The sequence below is a fragment of the Streptomyces sp. NPDC044002 genome (genome assembly GCF_056434525.1).
Genome location: NZ_JBWKEZ010000003.1, coordinates 181,764 through 197,679 on the forward strand (window position 1 = coordinate 181,764; position 15,916 = coordinate 197,679).

18 protein-coding genes are annotated in these 15,916 nt (G+C 74.7%); 8 read left to right on the forward strand and 10 right to left on the reverse strand.

Annotated features, from left to right (window positions below):
• Positions 1-122: 122 nt before the first annotated feature.
• Positions 123-1,676, reverse strand: a complete 1,554-nt coding sequence (locus AC07A6_RS03905) for an APC family permease (RefSeq protein ID WP_478775960.1) — start codon at positions 1,674-1,676, stop codon at positions 123-125.
• Between the two features lie 176 nt (positions 1,677-1,852).
• Here AC07A6_RS03905 and AC07A6_RS03910 point away from each other — a divergent pair, with 176 nt between their 5' ends.
• The gene (locus AC07A6_RS03910) at positions 1,853-2,488 is read left to right on the forward strand and encodes a TetR/AcrR family transcriptional regulator (RefSeq protein ID WP_478775961.1); all 636 of its coding nucleotides are present in this window, start codon (positions 1,853-1,855) and stop codon (positions 2,486-2,488) included.
• 17 nt (positions 2,489-2,505) lie between these two features.
• Here AC07A6_RS03910 and AC07A6_RS03915 read toward each other — a convergent pair whose 3' ends face one another.
• Positions 2,506-3,228: an SIR2 family NAD-dependent protein deacylase gene (locus tag AC07A6_RS03915; protein ID WP_478775962.1), complete on the reverse strand. Its 723-nt coding sequence runs from the start codon at positions 3,226-3,228 to the stop codon at positions 2,506-2,508.
• 185 nt (positions 3,229-3,413) lie between these two features.
• Between AC07A6_RS03915 and AC07A6_RS03920 the strand changes: the two genes are divergently transcribed.
• Genes AC07A6_RS03920 through AC07A6_RS03930 form a run of 3 tightly spaced genes read left to right on the forward strand, consistent with a single transcriptional unit; the run spans position 3,414 to position 5,679 of the window.
• Positions 3,414-3,875, forward strand: coding sequence for a hypothetical protein (locus AC07A6_RS03920; protein ID WP_386273549.1), 462 nt, complete (start codon positions 3,414-3,416; stop codon positions 3,873-3,875).
• Positions 3,876-3,891: 16 nt separating this feature from the next.
• Positions 3,892-4,767: an ATP-grasp domain-containing protein gene (locus AC07A6_RS03925; protein ID WP_478775963.1), complete on the forward strand. Its 876-nt coding sequence runs from the start codon at positions 3,892-3,894 to the stop codon at positions 4,765-4,767.
• 42 nt (positions 4,768-4,809) lie between these two features.
• Positions 4,810-5,679 carry a GNAT family N-acetyltransferase gene (locus AC07A6_RS03930; protein WP_478775964.1) on the forward strand — a complete coding sequence of 290 codons (870 nt, stop codon included), beginning with the start codon at positions 4,810-4,812 and terminating at the stop codon, positions 5,677-5,679.
• A gap of 91 nt (positions 5,680-5,770) precedes the next feature.
• On the opposite strand, the gene AC07A6_RS03935 is transcribed toward AC07A6_RS03930, so the two are convergent.
• From AC07A6_RS03935 to AC07A6_RS03945, 3 genes are all read right to left on the reverse strand, one after another.
• Complete coding sequence (locus AC07A6_RS03935; protein WP_185910948.1) at positions 5,771-6,214, reverse strand: SSI family serine proteinase inhibitor; 444 nt, start codon at positions 6,212-6,214, stop codon at positions 5,771-5,773.
• 215 nt (positions 6,215-6,429) lie between these two features.
• Positions 6,430-6,894 (reverse strand): Crp/Fnr family transcriptional regulator, encoded by a 465-nt coding sequence (locus AC07A6_RS03940; RefSeq protein WP_362462153.1) that lies wholly within the window; start codon positions 6,892-6,894, stop codon positions 6,430-6,432.
• 195 nt (positions 6,895-7,089) lie between these two features.
• Complete coding sequence (locus AC07A6_RS03945; protein ID WP_007262440.1) at positions 7,090-7,392, reverse strand: hypothetical protein; 303 nt, start codon at positions 7,390-7,392, stop codon at positions 7,090-7,092.
• Positions 7,393-7,632: 240 nt separating this feature from the next.
• Between AC07A6_RS03945 and AC07A6_RS03950 the strand changes: the two genes are divergently transcribed.
• Complete coding sequence (locus AC07A6_RS03950) at positions 7,633-9,573, forward strand: glycoside hydrolase family 5 protein (protein ID WP_478775965.1); 1,941 nt, start codon at positions 7,633-7,635, stop codon at positions 9,571-9,573.
• A gap of 136 nt (positions 9,574-9,709) precedes the next feature.
• On the forward strand, positions 9,710-10,231 hold the full coding sequence (locus AC07A6_RS03955; RefSeq protein WP_478775966.1) for a GNAT family N-acetyltransferase: 522 nt from the start codon (positions 9,710-9,712) through the stop codon (positions 10,229-10,231).
• 21 nt (positions 10,232-10,252) lie between these two features.
• Here the strand turns inward: AC07A6_RS03955 and AC07A6_RS03960 are convergent, their stop codons facing one another.
• Positions 10,253-10,405, reverse strand: a complete 153-nt coding sequence (locus AC07A6_RS03960; protein WP_478775967.1) for a hypothetical protein — start codon at positions 10,403-10,405, stop codon at positions 10,253-10,255.
• A gap of 600 nt (positions 10,406-11,005) precedes the next feature.
• On the reverse strand, positions 11,006-11,350 hold the full coding sequence (locus AC07A6_RS03965; protein ID WP_362467785.1) for an ArsR/SmtB family transcription factor: 345 nt from the start codon (positions 11,348-11,350) through the stop codon (positions 11,006-11,008).
• A gap of 88 nt (positions 11,351-11,438) precedes the next feature.
• Here AC07A6_RS03965 and AC07A6_RS03970 point away from each other — a divergent pair, with 88 nt between their 5' ends.
• The gene (locus AC07A6_RS03970; protein WP_478775968.1) at positions 11,439-13,427 is read left to right on the forward strand and encodes a heavy metal translocating P-type ATPase; all 1,989 of its coding nucleotides are present in this window, start codon (positions 11,439-11,441) and stop codon (positions 13,425-13,427) included.
• Positions 13,428-13,496: 69 nt separating this feature from the next.
• Here AC07A6_RS03970 and AC07A6_RS03975 read toward each other — a convergent pair whose 3' ends face one another.
• A complete protein-coding gene (locus AC07A6_RS03975) occupies positions 13,497-13,940 on the reverse strand; it encodes a hypothetical protein (protein WP_478776014.1) in 444 nt (147 codons plus the stop codon).
• A 92-nt stretch (positions 13,941-14,032) separates the two neighbouring features.
• Here AC07A6_RS03975 and AC07A6_RS03980 point away from each other — a divergent pair, with 92 nt between their 5' ends.
• Entirely contained in the window at positions 14,033-14,356 is a 324-nt protein-coding gene (locus AC07A6_RS03980; protein ID WP_362467789.1) for an immunoglobulin domain-containing family protein, read from the forward strand.
• On the opposite strand, the gene AC07A6_RS03985 is transcribed toward AC07A6_RS03980, so the two are convergent.
• On the reverse strand, positions 14,325-15,158 hold the full coding sequence (locus tag AC07A6_RS03985) for a MerR family transcriptional regulator (protein ID WP_478776015.1): 834 nt from the start codon (positions 15,156-15,158) through the stop codon (positions 14,325-14,327). The genes AC07A6_RS03980 and AC07A6_RS03985 overlap by 32 nt on opposite strands.
• A 69-nt stretch (positions 15,159-15,227) precedes the next feature.
• Positions 15,228-15,677 carry a hypothetical protein gene (locus AC07A6_RS03990; RefSeq protein ID WP_478775969.1) on the reverse strand — a complete coding sequence of 150 codons (450 nt, stop codon included), beginning with the start codon at positions 15,675-15,677 and terminating at the stop codon, positions 15,228-15,230.
• Between the last annotated feature and the right edge of the window lie 239 nt (positions 15,678-15,916).

Below are 15,916 nucleotides of genomic sequence, written 5' to 3' on the forward strand. Positions count from 1 at the left end.
CTCCCCCTGCTATGGCGGCTCCCCCCCACCCCCCCCCCCCACCCCCCCCCCCCCCCCCCCCCCCCCCCTCCTCCCCTCCCCCCCCCCCCCCCCCCCCCCCCCCCCCCCCCCCCCCCCCGGGGTCAGGAGGTCTCGGTGACGGGGGCGCCGACGGGAGCCGCCGCGGCCCCCTCCTCGCGGGCCTGCGCGGTCCGCAGCGTGGCCTGCGGCTTCTTGACGGCGAGGTAGAGCAGGCCGGCGGTGATCACCGCGCCGGTGCCCAGCAGGCCGGCCCAGATCTGGTACCAGGGGGCGCCCGGCGGGGCCATGATCGCGCGCGGCCAGCAGACGTTGGCCACCTCGAAGGCGGTCCAGAGGACGGCCAGCACGTTGAGGAAGGTGCCCTTGCGGCCGAGCCGGATGTGCCCGGAGGGGACCCACGTACCGCGCAGCCGGGCGATCAGCGCGGCCAGGGACACCAGGAAGAACGGGAGGAAGGTGGCCGCGGTGCCGAAGGCGATCAGGCTGCCGATGGCGGTGGCGTCCAGGCCGAGCAGCAGGCCGGTACAGGAGACCAGGGTGGCGGTGACCAGGCCGCCGATGGGGGCCTGGCGGCGGTTGACCCGGCGGACCTGGCGGGAGAGGGGGAACACCCCGTCCCGGGCCAGCGAGTAGACCCCGCGGGCGGCGCCGCCCTGGGAGGCCATGGCGCAGGCGAGGAAGCCGATCAGGACCACCGCGACGAAGGGCTTGTCGGACCAGGAGCCGAAGGCCGTGACCACGGCGGTGGTCACCGGGTCGAGGTCCTCGCCGGCGACGACGGCCTTCGGGTCCGGGTGGGCCAGGGCGACCGCCATCGCGTTGAGGATGACGACCAGTCCGACGCTGAGCAGGGACCACCACATGGCGCGCGGCACCTGGCGCCCGGCGTCCTTGGTCTCCTCGGCGGTCGAGACGCAGGCGTCGAACCCGATGAAGCCCCAGCCGGCGACGGCGAGGACGGCCAGGAAGGCCATCGCGGTCGACCCGCCGGACAGTTCCTCGGCGCCGAGCGTGTCCGTGAACATCGAGAAGCCGTGCTCGCGGAAGAACAGCAGCAGGGTGAAGCCGACCAGCACGGAGGCGACGGCCTCGGCGGCGATGCCCAGCGAGACGAACCAGCTCAGGATCCGGATCCCGTAGGCGTTGACCAGCAGGCAGACCACCAGGATCCCGGCGGCGACCGCGACCAGGGCGCCCGGCGAGGGGACCACCCCGATCAGGGCGAAGACCCACGGGGACGCCAGGTACGCCACGGTGGTGTTGCCGAACATCACCGCGAACTGCCAGACCCAGCCGCTCATCCAGCCGAACGACGGGCCCAGCAGCCGTCTTCCCCACTGGTAGGGGCCGCCGGCCAGCGGCCACTGCGAGGCCAGCTCGGAGTAGACGTTGACCACCAGGCACTGCCCGAGCAGCACGATCGGCAGTGCCCACACCCAGGCGGGCCCGGCGATCATCGTGCCGACCATCGAGACGGCGTAGAGGGCGACCACGGGGGAGACCACGGCGAAGCCCATGGCGACGTTCCCGAGGACGCCGAGGCTGCGGCTCAGCTCCTGCTCGTAGCCCAGGGCGCTCAGGCGGGCGGCGTCGGTGTCCCGCGGGACGTCGGGGCCGGGGCCGGGGCCGGGGGCGAGGGGGGAAAGGTCTGGCATGCGCACCTCTGGGGGAGGGGGAGCGCCGGAGCCCGCACCCGGGCGGGTCCGGAGCGCTCCGGAACGTAAATCTAACGTTGTTAGGTATCGGGAATGCGGGGACCTTAACCCGGCCCGGACCTCTTGGGAACCCCTCCCTCCCGGTAACCTGGCGGCGGAGAACGAGGGGGATCACCGTGGGCCGACCCAACCAGCCGCTGCTCAACCGCGGGAACATCGCGCGCGCGGCCCTGGACCTCCTCGACGAGGAAGGCCCCCAGGCACTGAAGATGCGCACCCTGGCCGACCGCCTCGACGTGCGCGGGGCCTCGCTCTACCACCACGTCGCCTCCAAGGACGACGTGCTCGACGCGGTCTCGGAGCTCATCAACGAAGAGATCGACCTGAGCCCGCTCGACGATCCGCACTGGCGCGAGGGGATCGCCGCGTACGCCCGCGGCTACCGGCAGGTCTACCTCCGCCACCCCAACGCGATCGCCCCGGCGGCCCGGCGCCAGGTCGCGGCCGACAAGGCGCTGCGCGGCTACGACGCGCTGCTCGCGGCCCTGGTGCGGGCCGGCTGCACCCCGGCCCGGGCGGCCGAGGCCGCCGCCGCGGTCGACTACCTGGTGCTCGGCTCGGCGCTGGAGACCTTCACGGCGGGATTCGGCCGGGCCCCCGCCGACTACCGCCCCGACTACCCGGCCCTGGCCGACGCGCTCACCGGCGCCGCCGCCACGGGTTCCGGCCTGGCCGCGCTCGACGACCGCGGCTTCGAGCTCGGCCTCGGCCTGCTCCTGGACGGCCTCGCCGCCCAGCTGTCACCCGCCTGAACCGGCGGGCCGGCGCGTTACGCGAACCGGGCCAGCAGGGCCGGGAGGGCGGTGCCGATCGGCTCGCGGACCAGTTCGTCCGCCAGCGGGTCGTACGGGGTCTCCTCCGCGTTGACGATGATCAGCCGTGCTCCCGCCTCGGCCGCCATCCCGGCGAGCGAGGCCGCCGGCTGGACCTGGAGGGTCGACCCGACGGCGATGAAGACGTCGCAGCCCTTGGCCACGGCCACCGCCCGCGCGAGCACCTCGGTGTCCAGGTGCTCGCCGAACATCACCGTCGCCGTCTTCAGGATCCCGCCGCACGCCAGGCAGGCGGGATCCGGTTCCCCGGCCGCCACCCGGGCCAGCGCCTGCTCCGTCCCCGAACGGGCGCCGCAGCCGGTGCAGAGCACCTCCCGGGCCGTCCCGTGCAGCTCGAACACCTTCCGCGCGGGCGTCCCGGCCAGCTGGTGCAGGCCGTCCACGTTCTGCGTGATCACCCGCACCGGGGTGCCGGAGCGCTCCAGTCCGGCCACCGCCAGGTGTGCCGCGTTCGGCCGGGGAGCGAGGGACCAGAGCTCGGAGCGCATCAGCCAGGACCGGCGGCGGATCTCCGGGTCGGCCATGTAGTACTCGTACGTCACGAGCTTCTCGGCATCCGGATCGGCGCGCCACAGCCCCTGCGGTCCCCGGTAGTCCGGGATCCCGGAATCGGTGGACATCCCGGCCCCACTGAACACTGCGACGAGCGGCTTCCCCATGCGCCGACCCTACGCAGAACCGCCCGGCCGCGGCGAACGGATTACCGTCCCGGCCGGGCCCCGGGGCGCACGGGGCCGGTCGGCGCAGGGGGAGGGCCGTTTCTGCGGTGAATCTCCAGGCCCACCGGAGTGAGCCCGCGCCGCGCCCCTGACAGCCGGTGGTAGCGGGCGGCTACAAACCGGACATGACGCTCATCCCCTCCCGCCCGGGCACCCTGCTGCTCGCACTGTCCGCCGCGCTGTTCCCCCTGTTCGCATCGTCGGTCCCGGCAGCAGCCCTCGCCGACCCGGTGCCGCGATGGTCCCTCCACCACCACGGCCACCACCACCACACCGCCGAGGAGATCACCACCTTCCTCACCGCCTTCTACGGCGACCACGGCCCCTCCGCGCGCGACCGCGGCCAGCGGATCTCGCAACAGCTGAAGGAGAAACAGGCACACAGCCCCGACGCGGACGTCGTGCTCTGCGCCCAGGGCGTCCCGCGGGACATCGCCGTCGGCCCGGCCACGGTGGCCCAGGCGGCCGGCGTCGGCTGGGCCACGGTCACCACCACCTGGGACTCCGGCGCCACCGACACCTTCACCGCGTACGTCCGCCTCGACTCCCGGCCGATCGCGCTGGACGACGTGATCTGCGCGGGCTGATCATTATCGTGGGGGAGTGAACACGACCACCACCGTCCTCTACTGCCACGACCCGCTGCACGAACGCCGGGCCGACGCCCACTTCGCGGCCGAGGCCCGGCAGTTGCGCGCGGCGGGCGGGACCGTCGCGCTCGTCGACCACGACGCTCTGCTCGCCGGGGACGCCGAGCGGGCGGTGGCCCGGGTACCCGCCGGGGCCGGAGCCGTCTGGTACCGCGGCTGGATGGTCCCCGCAGAGCGGTACGCCGACCTCGACGCGGCCCTGCGCGGGCGCGGCGCCGGGCTCGCCGTCACCCCCGAGGCCTACCGGCGGGCCCATGAACTCCCCGGCTGGTACGAGACGTTCGCCGCGCTCACCCCCGCCAGCGGCTGGCTGCCCGCCGCGCCGGGGGAGGCCCCCGACGGGGAGCGGCTCGCGGCCCTCGCCGCAGCCCTCCCGGCCGGGGCGGGCATCGTCAAGGACTATGTGAAGTCCCGCAAGCACGAGTGGCACGAGGCCTGCCACCTCCCCGACCTCGCCGACGGCCCCGCCGTGCACCGCGTGGTGAGCCGGTTCGTCGAACTCCAGGACGAGTTCCTCGCGGGCGGGATCGTCCTGCGCGCCTTCGAGCGCTTCACCGGTCCCGAGGTCCGCGTCTGGTGGCGCGACGGGGAACCCCGCCTGGTCACACCCCACCCCGACCACCCCGGGCCCGTCGCCGCACTCCCCGGCACCGCCCTCGAACCGGTCCGGTCCGCTGTCGGAGCGCTCGGCTGCCGCTTCGTCACCACCGACCTGGCGCTGCGCGAGGACGGGGTCTGGCGGGTCGTCGAGGTGGGCGACGGTCAGGTCAGCGACCTGCACCCGGCGGTCGACCCGGCCGCCCTCGCCGAGCTGCTGACGGCCGGTTAGCGCTCCTGCGCACGCCCCGGGCGTTCTGGTACAACACCGCCCATGACGGGATTCGAGATCACCGGCGCGAGCGCCGCCGACATGGAACTGCTGCGCACCTGGGCCGATGCGGAGGAATGGAACCCGGGGGACAGCGACCGCTTCGCCTTCGCGGTCGCCGACCCCGAGGGCTTCCTCGTGGGGCGGCTCGACGGGGAGCCGGTGGCCTGCATCTCCGCCGTGCGCTACGGCACCGGCTTCGGCTTCATCGGCTTCTACATCGCCCGGCCCGAGGTACGCGGCCAGGGCTACGGCATCCGGCTGTGGCAGGCCGGGATGGACCGCCTCAAGGGGCGGCTCGTCGGGCTCGACGGGGTGGTCGAACAGCAGGACAACTACCGCAAGTCCGGCTTCCGTTCCGCCTGGACCAACATGCGCTACGTGGGCGTGCCCCGGCCGGCCGGGACGGGCGCGGGGGGTGCGGACGGCGCGGACGGCGGCGTGGAGATCGTGGACGCGGCCTCGCTGCCCTTCGCGCGGCTCGCCGCCTACGACCGCCGGTTCTTCCCGGAGCCGCGGGACGCCTTCCTCGCCGCCTGGACCTCGCTGCCCGGCAGGACCGCGCTCGCTGCCGTCCGGGACGGCCGGATCGAGGGGCTCGGCGTGGTCCGCCCCTGCAGCGGGGCCTCACGGATCGGCCCCCTCTACGCCGCCGCCCCGGAGGTGGCCGCCGCCCTCCTGCGGCGGCTCGCCGGGCACGCCCCCGGCGGGGAGGTGGCCGTGGACGTGCCCGACGCGAACCCGGCGGCGGCAGCGGTGGCCGCCGGTCTGGGCCTGACCCCGTCCTTCGAGACGGCCCGCATGTACACCGGCCCGGCGCCGGACGTCGAGCTGGCCGGGGTGTACGGGGTCACCAGCCTCGAACTGGGCTGAGCGGCCGGAGTCGGGGCCGGGGCCGGGGCCGGGGCCGGAGCCGGACGGCGGTCGCACGGCGCCGCCCGGCCGGGCCCGGGCCCGGGGTGCCTCAGATGCCGAAGAGCACCCCTGTGGTGCTGCGCAGCCCGCAGGGGTTGCCGAAGGTGTACGTGTAACTCAGCCGGCGGCCCTGCCACACGCCCTCGGCGGTGACGGTCACCGGGTTCCACTCCCTGGTACAGGCCGTGTCGGGCCGGGGAGCGGCGAGGGCGTCCAGCGAGGCCCCGGCGGCCCGCAGTTCGGCGCAGGCCGCCGCCGGGGCCGGGTGCGTGCCGCCCGGCCGCGGCGCGCACACCAGCGTCGCCGCGCGCAGCACCGTCCCGTTGACGGTGTCCTCCCCGGCCGTCACGCTGACCACGAGCGCGGACGGCGAGTAGAGGCTCTGCGTTCCGGTCGGCGCCGCGTCGGCGGCTCCGGTCCCGGCCAGCGCGGTGAGGGCGGTGAGGGCCATTGCTCCGGAAGCCAGTCCCAGACTCCTGGTGATGGACCGCATTTCGAACACTCCTCGGGTCGGCGTTTCGGATAACGGACGGGAGTCTTGCCGATCCGGAGCGTGAACGCCCGTTCGTACGGCCGTTTCTCGTCACCGATCGTGAGCGCATGACCGCAGACCGCAGCGACCCTCCTCCGCGCGGCGCCGCCGTGACCTGTGGGGGAGGGATTCCGGGAAACGGCCGAACACCCCTCCCCGAAAGGTTTGGAGCGCCCTCAGCGGGCCGCCCCCGAACGCGGGGAGTAGAGGTCGAGGAGCCGGGTGCGGGTCTGCTGGAGCCGGACGGCGAGGATCCGCCCGACCCAGTGCCCGATCGCGGAGCCGAAGGCGGGATCGGCGTCCATCAGCATGCGAACGGTCGCCCCGTCGAACTCGTAGGCGCGCACCGGGGTCATGGCCTCGGCGCTCAGCTGCCACACGTACGGCGGGAACAGCCACGACCAGCCCACGAGCTCCCCGGGACCGAGGCTCTCCACGGGCGCGGGGGTGCGGCGGCCGGGCAGCGGGATCTCCAGGGTCACCGTGCCGGAACGCACGATCCAGAACGTCTGGGCCGGCCCGCCCTCGTCGAAGAGCCGCGCGCCCTCGGGGAAGTTGACCTCACGGGCGTGGGCCATCAGCCGGCCGCGGTGCTCGGCCGACAGGACGGCGGCGATCCGGATGGCGGAAGGTGTGCTCACGACGGCCTCCGATCACGACCCCCCACGAGCCTCTGGTCCCCCCAGTGTCGCCGACCCGGGCCCGGATCAGGGCCTCCCGCGGCACGGAACCGTCGGTCGTCCGCCGTCCACCGAGAGTGGCGGACGACGGGCCGGGTCGCCCCGGAGCGTCGCCCGTACCCCGGCGGAAGAAACCCTTCCGGTGGCTGCCGGGGGCTACTCCTCGGCATTGGCCTCCAGGCAGGCCAGCTCCATCGCGTCGAGCACCGCCTCGTGGCTGCGCCCGCTCAGCTCCGCCACGTTCTCGATCTGCGCCGTCGCCCAGGCGGCCAGCGTCATCACCAGTACCCGCAGCCCGTCCGTACCGTGGTCGTCGAGGATCGCGTCGGCGACCGTCATGGCGTCCTCCGGTACCTGCTCCGGCGGCTCCAGTCCGGCGAGACCGCGCAGCATCGCCAGGGTGCGGCGGGAGATCTCCGGCGTGATCCTCGCCAGCCGCATGTCCTCGTCGTCGTCCATCAGCCCCACCCTCCCGTTGCCGGCTGCCCCTCAGGGCACGGTAGAGGCGTACCGGCCCGGGCGGGGCGGTTTTGGCCGGGTGGCCGGGTGTGCAGGGATGGCACCCGCTTGCCGGAATTGACGCCTCCGCGGCCGGGCGGGTGCACCGGGGCGCTCCCGAGCCTTCCGCCCGGCGCGACCGGCCGGTAACTTGTCGGCCGCAGCCGCCCGGAGCGGGCGGCCGGAGCGGGCGGGAGCGAGATGAAGAGCCTCGTACGGGTGCTGCTGAGCGTGCTGTTCCTGGCGGCCGGAGCGCTGCCGGCCGCCGCTGCGGCGCCCCCGCCCGCCGTGGACGTCCTGGCCGCCCCGGCCGCCCCGGCCGGCCCGGCCGCTTATGCGGCCGACACCGCCTGGACGCCCCCGCTCTCCACCCGGGGCCGCTACGTCGTGGACGCGCGGGGCGAGCGGTTCCGGCTCCGCTCGGGCAACTGGGACGGCGCCCAGGGCTCCTGGAACGGCTCCGGCGACCGGACCGACCCCGCCTCCCACCACAGCGGCCAGGACTCCCACGGCATCCCGCTCGGCCTCGACCGGGTCCCGGTACCCGCGCTGCTCGCGGACTTCCGCGCCCTCGGCCTCAACAGCATCCGGCTGCCCTTCTCCAACGAGATGCTCCACACCACCACCCCCGTCCCGGACGCGGCCGTGGCCGCCAACCCGGCCCTGCGCGGCCGGACCCCGCTCCAGGTCTTCGACGCCGTCGTCGCCGCCCTGACCGACGCGGGCTTCGCCGTCATCCTCAACAACCACACCGGAACCACCCGCTGGTGCTGCGGCCTCGACGGCAACGAACGCTGGAACAGCGGCCGTTCCACCGCCCAGTGGGCCGACGACTGGGTGTCGATCGCCCGCCGCTACCGCGACAACCCGCGCGTGGTCGGAGCCGACCTCTACAACGAGGTCCGCCGGGACACCTGGGACGACCCCAACTGGGGCCTCGGCGACGGCCACGACTGGCAGGCCGCCTCCCAGGAGGCCGCCGACCGGATCCTCACCGAGGCCAACCCGGACCTGCTGATCGTCGTCGAGGGCATCAACTGGACCGGCATCCCCCTCGACGGATTCCCCCACGAGCGCCCCACCCTCACCCCCGTGCGCACCCTCTCGCACACCCTGGTCGTCTCCGGCAAGCTCGTGTACTCCGCCCACTTCTACGGGTACACCGGCCCCCGCCACAGCGGTGCGACCGGCCTCGGCGAGACCCACGACCCCCGCTACCAGGACATGACCCGGGCCCAGCTCGAACAGACCCTCTACGACCAGGCCTTCTTCGTCTCCGCCGAGACCGGCACCCACTTCACCGCGCCCGTCTGGATCAGCGAGTTCGGCATCGGCGCGGACGAGACGGGCACCGCCCCGCGCGCCTGGTTCCAGAACCTCACCTCCTACCTGGCCGGCTCCGACGCCGACTTCGCGTACTGGCCGCTCGTCGGCTGGAGCACCACCGCCCAGGGCGCCCCGGGCGGCGACAGCTGGGCCCTGCTCCGCTACGACTCCACCGGCCGCCGCACCGGAGTCCTCGACCCCGCCGACTGGCGCACCGCCCCCCTGACCGCCCTGACCACCGCCCCCGGCCGCACCGGACCCGTCCCCGCCACCCCGGCCTGGTACCAGCTCAGCACCGACCACCGGGACCACAACGCCTCCCTGCGCACCCGCGCCGCCGGCGACTGGGACAGCGGCGCCCGCAAGGCCGTCTGCCCGGACGGCGCCCGGCTGACCGGCCTCGGCCACACCGGCGGACGCGGCCTGTGCACCACCTCGGACCTGCGTGCCCCGGCCGGCGGCCACACGGTGGTCCGCGACGAGGCGTACGTCCCGCCCGGCGGCGACTGGGCCACCGGCTACACCAAACTCCAGTGCCCGGCGGGGCAGTTCCTCATCGGGTACAGCCTGCGCGGCGAGCGCGTCTCCGCCGCCCTGTGCGCCCCGGCCCGCACGGCCCTCCCGGCGGCCGCCGGCCGCACCCTCTGGTTCGACCGCGGCGACAACCGCCCGACGGGAGCCGGCGGCGGCGACTTCGCCCGGGGCCACTACAAGGGCCAGTGCGCGCCCACCGAGTACGCGGCGGGCATCGCCTTCACCACCCGCATCGGCTCCCACCCCTCCCCGGCGGCCCTCCTGTGCCGCCCGCTGCCCTAAGGGTTGTCCCGCAACTGCTGGTCGTCTGGCTTTGATTACGAGCACGGACAGCAGACGACATTGCGGCACGGTTGCCGGCGCCGGCCTACCGGCCGGATCCGAGAGAAATCCGTTGTCGTGCCATCGCTGCCAGCGCATGCTTCCGTGCGTGAACACTGAAGACGACTCCACTGAGACTGCCGTCACCTTGCCTGTCAGCGTGCGCGATCTACTGCCCCAGGATCTCCCTGCGTGCACCTGGTCGGGCTCGGACACCCACCTGCGCCACGTGGAACGGGAACTCGCCCGCGCTGCGGCGGGTGAGGTGGACTACCTGGCTGTATGCACTCCTGCGGATCTGCCGGTGGCGAAAGGCGGCATCGACTACCAAGTCTCCGAGGGAGCTGGAACCCTATGGCAGCTCGCCGTGATGCCGGCGCTGCAGTCCTGCGGCTTGGGAACGCTGCTCGTCCGAGCAGCCGAACAACGGATCCGGGACCGCGGGCTGCGCAGGGCAGAACTCGCTGTAGAGGAGGACAATCCCCGGGCGCGCGCCCTGTATGAGCGCCTGGGCTATGTCGCATACGGCCGTGAGCCGGACGCCTGGGACGAGGAAGGGCCCGACGGGTCGGTCCGTCGCCACGAGACGATGTGCGTTCTCATGCGCAAGAGCCTCTGAACCCGCCGCAGCGGCACTTGCTCAACGGGGGCGGCCGGGATGGTCCTCGCGCAGGTCCAGGATGTACCAGTCGAAGCGCGTGGCATCGTTGCTGTGCGGCTGCTCGCTGGGATGGAATCTTGCACGTCGCGCGACCGCGGCGGATGCCGGATTCTCCGGATCGACCTGGATCACCGCCTCTCCAGGACGGATAAAGGCCGTAGGCGACGTTCACCTGACCGGGAGCCAAGCCTTCTCCCGTGAACCGCAGGTCGACCGTCCCCGCGAGCACCTTGTCGGCGCCCGCCCGGATGCCGAAGGCGCGAAGGGGCCCGGCAGTGTCCCACTGTTCCCGGCAGTGCCGGAAGTACGCTTCCACGCCCTCGCGCGTACCGGGCCCTCCGTTTAGCCAGCGAACCAGCAGTTCGTCCTCCCCCGTGAGATGTGCCTCCACATCGTCCACGCGCAGCGGCGACACGAGCTCACTAGCCTCAAGGTCCACGTCCTCCGGGACCTCGGCACGGCGCAGCAGCCTGCGCAGGTCTCCCAGAGACCAGGCCCGCCCGACGACTTCACCCCGCACGCGGACGTCCCTCAGCCCGCGACCGTCCGGAGGCTCCACCACGATCAGAGGTTGGCAGCTCACGGCATCAGCCTGACCCGGGCGGAGGGGAGACCGCATGCCGGCGGGCCCCGGAGGCACGGTGATGCGGCGCCGAGATGTTCAGGTCGCGGCACGAGTCCCGCTCGTGCCGGGCGCTACGCCGTGTGGGCTACGCGCTGCGCGGACACCCCCTAGCCCTGGCGTCCGTGGTGAACGTGCTCCAGTACCTGCCGGAGCAGGGCGGTGACGTGCTCGTCGTGCAGCTCGTAGACCACGCTGCGCCCGTCGCGCCGCCCGGCCACCAGGTCGAGGTGGCGCAGCAGGCGCAGGTGGTTGGAGACGGTGGGCTGGCCGAGGCCGAGCGCCTCGGCCAGTTCGCCGACCGAGCAGGGTGCGTGCAGCAGCCGGGCCAGGATGCGGATCCGGGCGGGTGAGGCGAGGCCCTGCATGACCTCGGCGACCGCTGCCGCGTCGGGCTCGGTGAGCGTGGGTTCCACGGCTGGTTCGGCTGGTTCGGCTGGTTCGGCAGGTTCCATGGGGCCAGCTTAGATCGCCGGATCAAGACGTACACACGTCTGGACGTCTACATGTTCACGTATTTCAATGTACTGATATATTGATTTCATGAACGTCGTGATGCGTGACGCCATGCGTGACGTGGCGAAGAAGACCGGAGAGCGCGCGGAGCTGGTCAGCGCCCTGCTCGCCCTCACCGTCTACCTCACCGGGCTGACCCTCCAGCTGACCGGAAACGGCGGCCCCGCCGCCCAGGCACTCTTCGTGGCCGCCTACGCCTTCGGCGGGTTCTTCACCCTCCGCGAGGCGGTCGCCACCCTCCGCGGGGGCCGCTTCCAGGTCGACTTCCTGATGCTCGTCGCCGCGGCCGGAGCCGCCGCGATCGGCCGCTGGGAGGAGGGCGCCGTCCTCCTCGTCCTGTTCAGCCTCGGCCACGCCCTGGAGGAGTACGCCATGGGCCGCGCCCGGCGCTCCATCGAGGCCCTGGGCGCCCTCGCCCCCCGCACCGCGCTCGTCCGCCGCACCGGCGCCGCGGAGCCCGTCGAGGTGCCCGTGGAGGAGCTGGCCGTCGGGGACGCCGTCCTGGTCCGCCCGCACGCCCGGGTCCCGGCCGACGGGTTCGTCGCCGCGGGCAGCAGCAACGTCGACCAGTCACCGATCACCGGGGAGAGCGTCCCAGCCGACAAGACCCCGGTGGCCGACCGCGCCGCCGCCCTCGCGGACCCCGCCGCCACCGACCCCGGCAGCCGTGTCTACGCCGGCACGGTCAACGGCTCCGGCTCCCTCGACGTCGTCGTCACCCGCCTCGCCGCCGACAACACCCTCGCCCGCGTCGTCCGCATGGTCCAGGACGCCGAGGAGCGCACCTCGCCCACCCAGCGGTTCACCGACCGCTTCCAGAAGGTCTTCGTCCCCGGCGTCCTCGTCCTCGTCGCCGCCCTGCTGGGATTCGGAGCCCTCTCCGGCGAGCCCTTCACCGACACCTTCTACCGCGCCATGGCCGTCCTCGTCGCCGCCAGCCCCTGCGCCCTGGCCATCGCCACCCCGGCCGCCGTCCTCAGCGCCGTCGGCCGTGCCGCCCGCGGGGGAGTGCTGGTCAAGGGCGGGGCGCCGCTGGAGGAGTTCGGCCGCCTGAGCACCCTCGCCTTCGACAAGACCGGCACCCTCACCGAGGGCCGCCCCCGCCTCACCGAGGCCCTGGCCGCCGACGGAGCCGGCCGCGAGGAACTGCTGCGCACGGCCCTCGCCACGCAGCGGCTCAGCGACCACCCCCTCGCCCAGGCCGTCGTACGGGACGCGCCGGCCCTGCTGGCGGCCACCCCGGCCGCGGCCGGCGCCCCCGAGGCCGTCAACCTCCGCGCCGTCATCGGCCGCGGGGTCAGCGCCGAACTCGACGGCGAGGCCGTCCACATCGGCAGCCTCTCCTACGCCGACACCCTCGCCGGCCCTCCCGTACCGCCCGCCCTGCGCGAGCGCACCGAGGAGCTCGCACGGACCGGCCGCACCACGATGCTGGTCCGTCGGGGCGACCGCTGGCTCGGCACCCTCGGCCTGATGGACGCCCCCCGCCCGGAGGCCGCCGAGACCGTCGCCGCCCTGCGCGCGCTCGGGGTCACCCGGACCGTGATGCTCTCCGGCGACGACCAGCGCGTGGCCGACGCGGTGGCCCGCGAGGTCGGCATGGACGAGGCGCTCGGCGGCCTGATGCCGCAGGACAAGGTGGCCGAGGTGGCCCGGCTGCGCCGCACCGGCCGGACGGCCATGATCGGCGACGGGGTCAACGACGCCCCCGCCATGGCCGGCGCCACCGTGGGAGTGGCGATGGGCGCGGCCGGCTCGGCCGTCGCCCTGGAAACGGCCGACATCGCCCTCATGTCCGACGACCTGCGCCGGCTCCCCTTCATCACCGGCCTCAGCCGCCGGGCGAGCCGGATCATCCGGCAGAACCTCTGGCTGAGCCTGGGCATCGTCGCCGTCCTCGTCCCGGCCACCGCACTGGGCCTGGGCATCGGCCCGGCCGTCCTGGTCCACGAGGGCTCCACCCTGGTCGTCGTCGCCAACGCCCTCCGCCTCCTGCGCCACCGGGACGACGGCTGAACCCGGGCGGCACCGCGACGGCCGCCCGGACGGGCCGGGCGGCCCACCCGCAGCGGTGGGCCGCCCGGCTCACCGGCGCCGCTCGACCTCCAGGAAGCGCCGCCCGCGCGGCCCGCGGTAGAGGAGGCACTCCCAGCCGTGGCGTTCGAGTTCGGCCGCGCAGGCGTTCAGGCGTTCCCGCTCCTCCCCGGCGGCGCCGCCGCCCGGCGGGCCGGACCAGGTGACCTGGACCCCGTCCGCGCCGGCCGCCACCCGGTAGCCGGTCCGGGTGCGCCGGCCCCCGGCGTCCACCGCCGACGGCGGGAAACCGGCCGCCTCCAGTACGAGGGCCACCGCTCGCGGCATCAGCCGCAGCTCCCACGGGGCCGGGCCGGAGACGCCCCCGGCCAGCAGCCGGCGGATCGCCAGCAGCCCCTCGTACGCCGTGCGCACCTCGGCCGCCCGGCCCGCGCCCGACGTCTCGGGGCCGTCGCCGGTCGCGGGCTCGAAGCCCCCTCCCAGGGATTCCGCCACCACCGCGCCCTCCACCGTCTGAGTACCCCGCGTACGACGGACTGAGTATCCGCCCCGATTCCCGGCCGGGCCCCCGCTGCTGGAATGACGCCATGGACACCTCGGCACCCGCAGCCCCCCGCCCGCGCCTCGGCCACGTCACCGCCGCCGGCTCCGCGCTCGCGGTCGCGCTGGTCCCGCTCGTCGTCGGCGTGCTGATCGCCAAGGGCGTCGCCGCCGACCCGCACGCCCCCGTCAACGCCCTGATCACCGGCGGCGGCCAGCGCGCCGGGCTGCCCCGCGCCGAGTGGAGCCGGCGCGGGCACGGCGCGGTGCGCCGGCTGCGGACGGCCCGCCGGGGCACCGCCCGGTGCTGCGCGGCCGTCCGCGACCGGGGCAGGGCCCTCAGGAGGCCAGCGGCTCCTGGAGCTCGGTGACCCACCCCTGCGGGTCCTCCGGGCAGGCCAGGGTCAGCTCACGGGCGTAGCCGGCCGAGCGGTGGCCGCTCGCGTCGATCCACCGGGCCAGGGCCTGCGCCGTCGGCAGCACCCCGTCCATCGGGCCCCGGTGCACCACGGTCGCCGCCCGCTCGACCCCGGGCAGCAGGGCGATCCGCACCCCGGCCCCGAGGTCCTCGGCGCGGACCGCCGACGCCACGGGGAGCCCGGCGTGCACCAGGACCGATCCGGGCTCGCCGCCCGGAGCCTCCTCGTAGTAGGCCAGACCCGGACCGGACGGAACCACCCCGGCGGTCTCGATCCTGCGGCACAGCTCCTCGTACAAAGGACCGATGACCGGCCCGATGTCCTGAGGGGCGAAGCTCGCGGCCACCCCGGTCAGTTCGGCCAGCCGCACCGCCGGCAGGCTCTTCACGACGATCTCGTCCACGGACATGGTTCCCTCGCTCTCGATGGTCCGGAGCCTCGCCTCGACCTGGACCAGCCGGGCCGCCGCCTCCGCCGCGGCGGTCTCCAGCTCCGCCCGGCGCAGCCGCAGCATCCCGCGCAGCTCCTCCGCGCCGACCTTCTCGTCGAGCACCGCTCCCACCTGTTCCAGGCTGAAGCCGAGCTCCTTGAGCGCGATGACGCGGTTGAGGCGGGCCAGCTGGGCCGCCTCGTACGAGCGGTAGCCGGTCACGGGGTCGACCCGTGCCGGGCGCAGCAGTCCGAGCGCGTCGTAGTGGCGCAGCATGCGGACCGACACCCGGCCGTGCTTGGCGAAGTCTCCGATGGTGAACATGACGCCCTCCAGTGCACGGCCTGACACGGTGTGAGGGTCAAGTCTGCCCGGCGGGGAGATCCGGTCCGGTCAGCGGCCGTACTGGCGGACGCACAGGTCCACGATCGACGGCGGGACCGTGCCCTCCGCCGCCTCGCACAGCTCCTCGCCGCGCGGCGGAGCCGGCACCCGCGGCGCCGGCGGCTCGGGGGGCCGGGCGCGGCGGGGTGCGGCGGGCTTCGCCGGCCGCTGCGCGGGCGGCCGGATCCGGCGGGCGGGCGGCGGCACCCGCGGAGCCGGTTCCGGTGCGGCCTCGGGCTCCGGGAGCTCGCCCAGCGGCAGGGGCGGCTCCGGCGGCGGACCGTGGGCGTGGCGCGCGCCGTGGGCGTCCGGGGCGCCGGGGGAGTCGGCCGCGTCCACCGGCGGTACGGAGCCCCGCGCCGCGCCCGGGCCGCCGGACTCGGGGCCCACGGACACGCAGCCGGCGCTCGCGAGGAGCGCGAGGAGGGAGAGGGGCAGGGCGGCCCGGCGTAACTGCATCCGACCACCATGCCGTAGTCCGGGGCCGCTCGGATCCGGGCCCTCACGCGTCCGGGTGACGGGGCGGACCGGGCCGGGCGTTGCCGAATCGATCCTTCGGAGGCGGCCTGAAACGCCCAGGCGGTCGCAGAATGAGCGGAACGCGATCGGCACGGCACGGCAGTGCGGGCGGCGGGGGAGGCGCGACCCCCGGGGCCTGGTGCCGCCGTGCCCCGCACCGTCCGCCCGCCTGCCGTACG

Excerpts from the sequence above, each read along its gene's own strand:
- AC07A6_RS03930 (WP_478775964.1), top strand. The coding sequence starts at position 4,810 with ATGACGGGATTCGAGATCACCGGCGCGAGCGCCGCCGACATGGAACTG.
- AC07A6_RS03915 (WP_478775962.1), bottom strand. The coding sequence starts at position 3,228 with ATGGGGAAGCCGCTCGTCGCAGTGTTCAGTGGGGCCGGGATGTCCACC.
- AC07A6_RS03990 (WP_478775969.1), bottom strand. The coding sequence starts at position 15,677 with ATGCAGTTACGCCGGGCCGCCCTGCCCCTCTCCCTCCTCGCGCTCCTC.
- AC07A6_RS03920 (WP_386273549.1), top strand. The coding sequence starts at position 3,414 with ATGACGCTCATCCCCTCCCGCCCGGGCACCCTGCTGCTCGCACTGTCC.
- AC07A6_RS03905 (WP_478775960.1), bottom strand. The coding sequence starts at position 1,676 with ATGCCAGACCTTTCCCCCCTCGCCCCCGGCCCCGGCCCCGGCCCCGAC.
- AC07A6_RS03945 (WP_007262440.1), bottom strand. The coding sequence starts at position 7,392 with ATGGACGACGACGAGGACATGCGGCTGGCGAGGATCACGCCGGAGATC.
- AC07A6_RS03935 (WP_185910948.1), bottom strand. The coding sequence starts at position 6,214 with ATGCGGTCCATCACCAGGAGTCTGGGACTGGCTTCCGGAGCAATGGCC.
- AC07A6_RS03970 (WP_478775968.1), top strand. The coding sequence starts at position 11,439 with ATGAACGTCGTGATGCGTGACGCCATGCGTGACGTGGCGAAGAAGACC.
- AC07A6_RS03980 (WP_362467789.1), top strand. The coding sequence starts at position 14,033 with ATGGACACCTCGGCACCCGCAGCCCCCCGCCCGCGCCTCGGCCACGTC.
- AC07A6_RS03985 (WP_478776015.1), bottom strand. The coding sequence starts at position 15,158 with ATGTTCACCATCGGAGACTTCGCCAAGCACGGCCGGGTGTCGGTCCGC.
- AC07A6_RS03965 (WP_362467785.1), bottom strand. The coding sequence starts at position 11,350 with ATGGAACCTGCCGAACCAGCCGAACCAGCCGAACCAGCCGTGGAACCC.
- AC07A6_RS03950 (WP_478775965.1), top strand. The coding sequence starts at position 7,633 with ATGAAGAGCCTCGTACGGGTGCTGCTGAGCGTGCTGTTCCTGGCGGCC.
- AC07A6_RS03955 (WP_478775966.1), top strand. The coding sequence starts at position 9,710 with ATGCTTCCGTGCGTGAACACTGAAGACGACTCCACTGAGACTGCCGTC.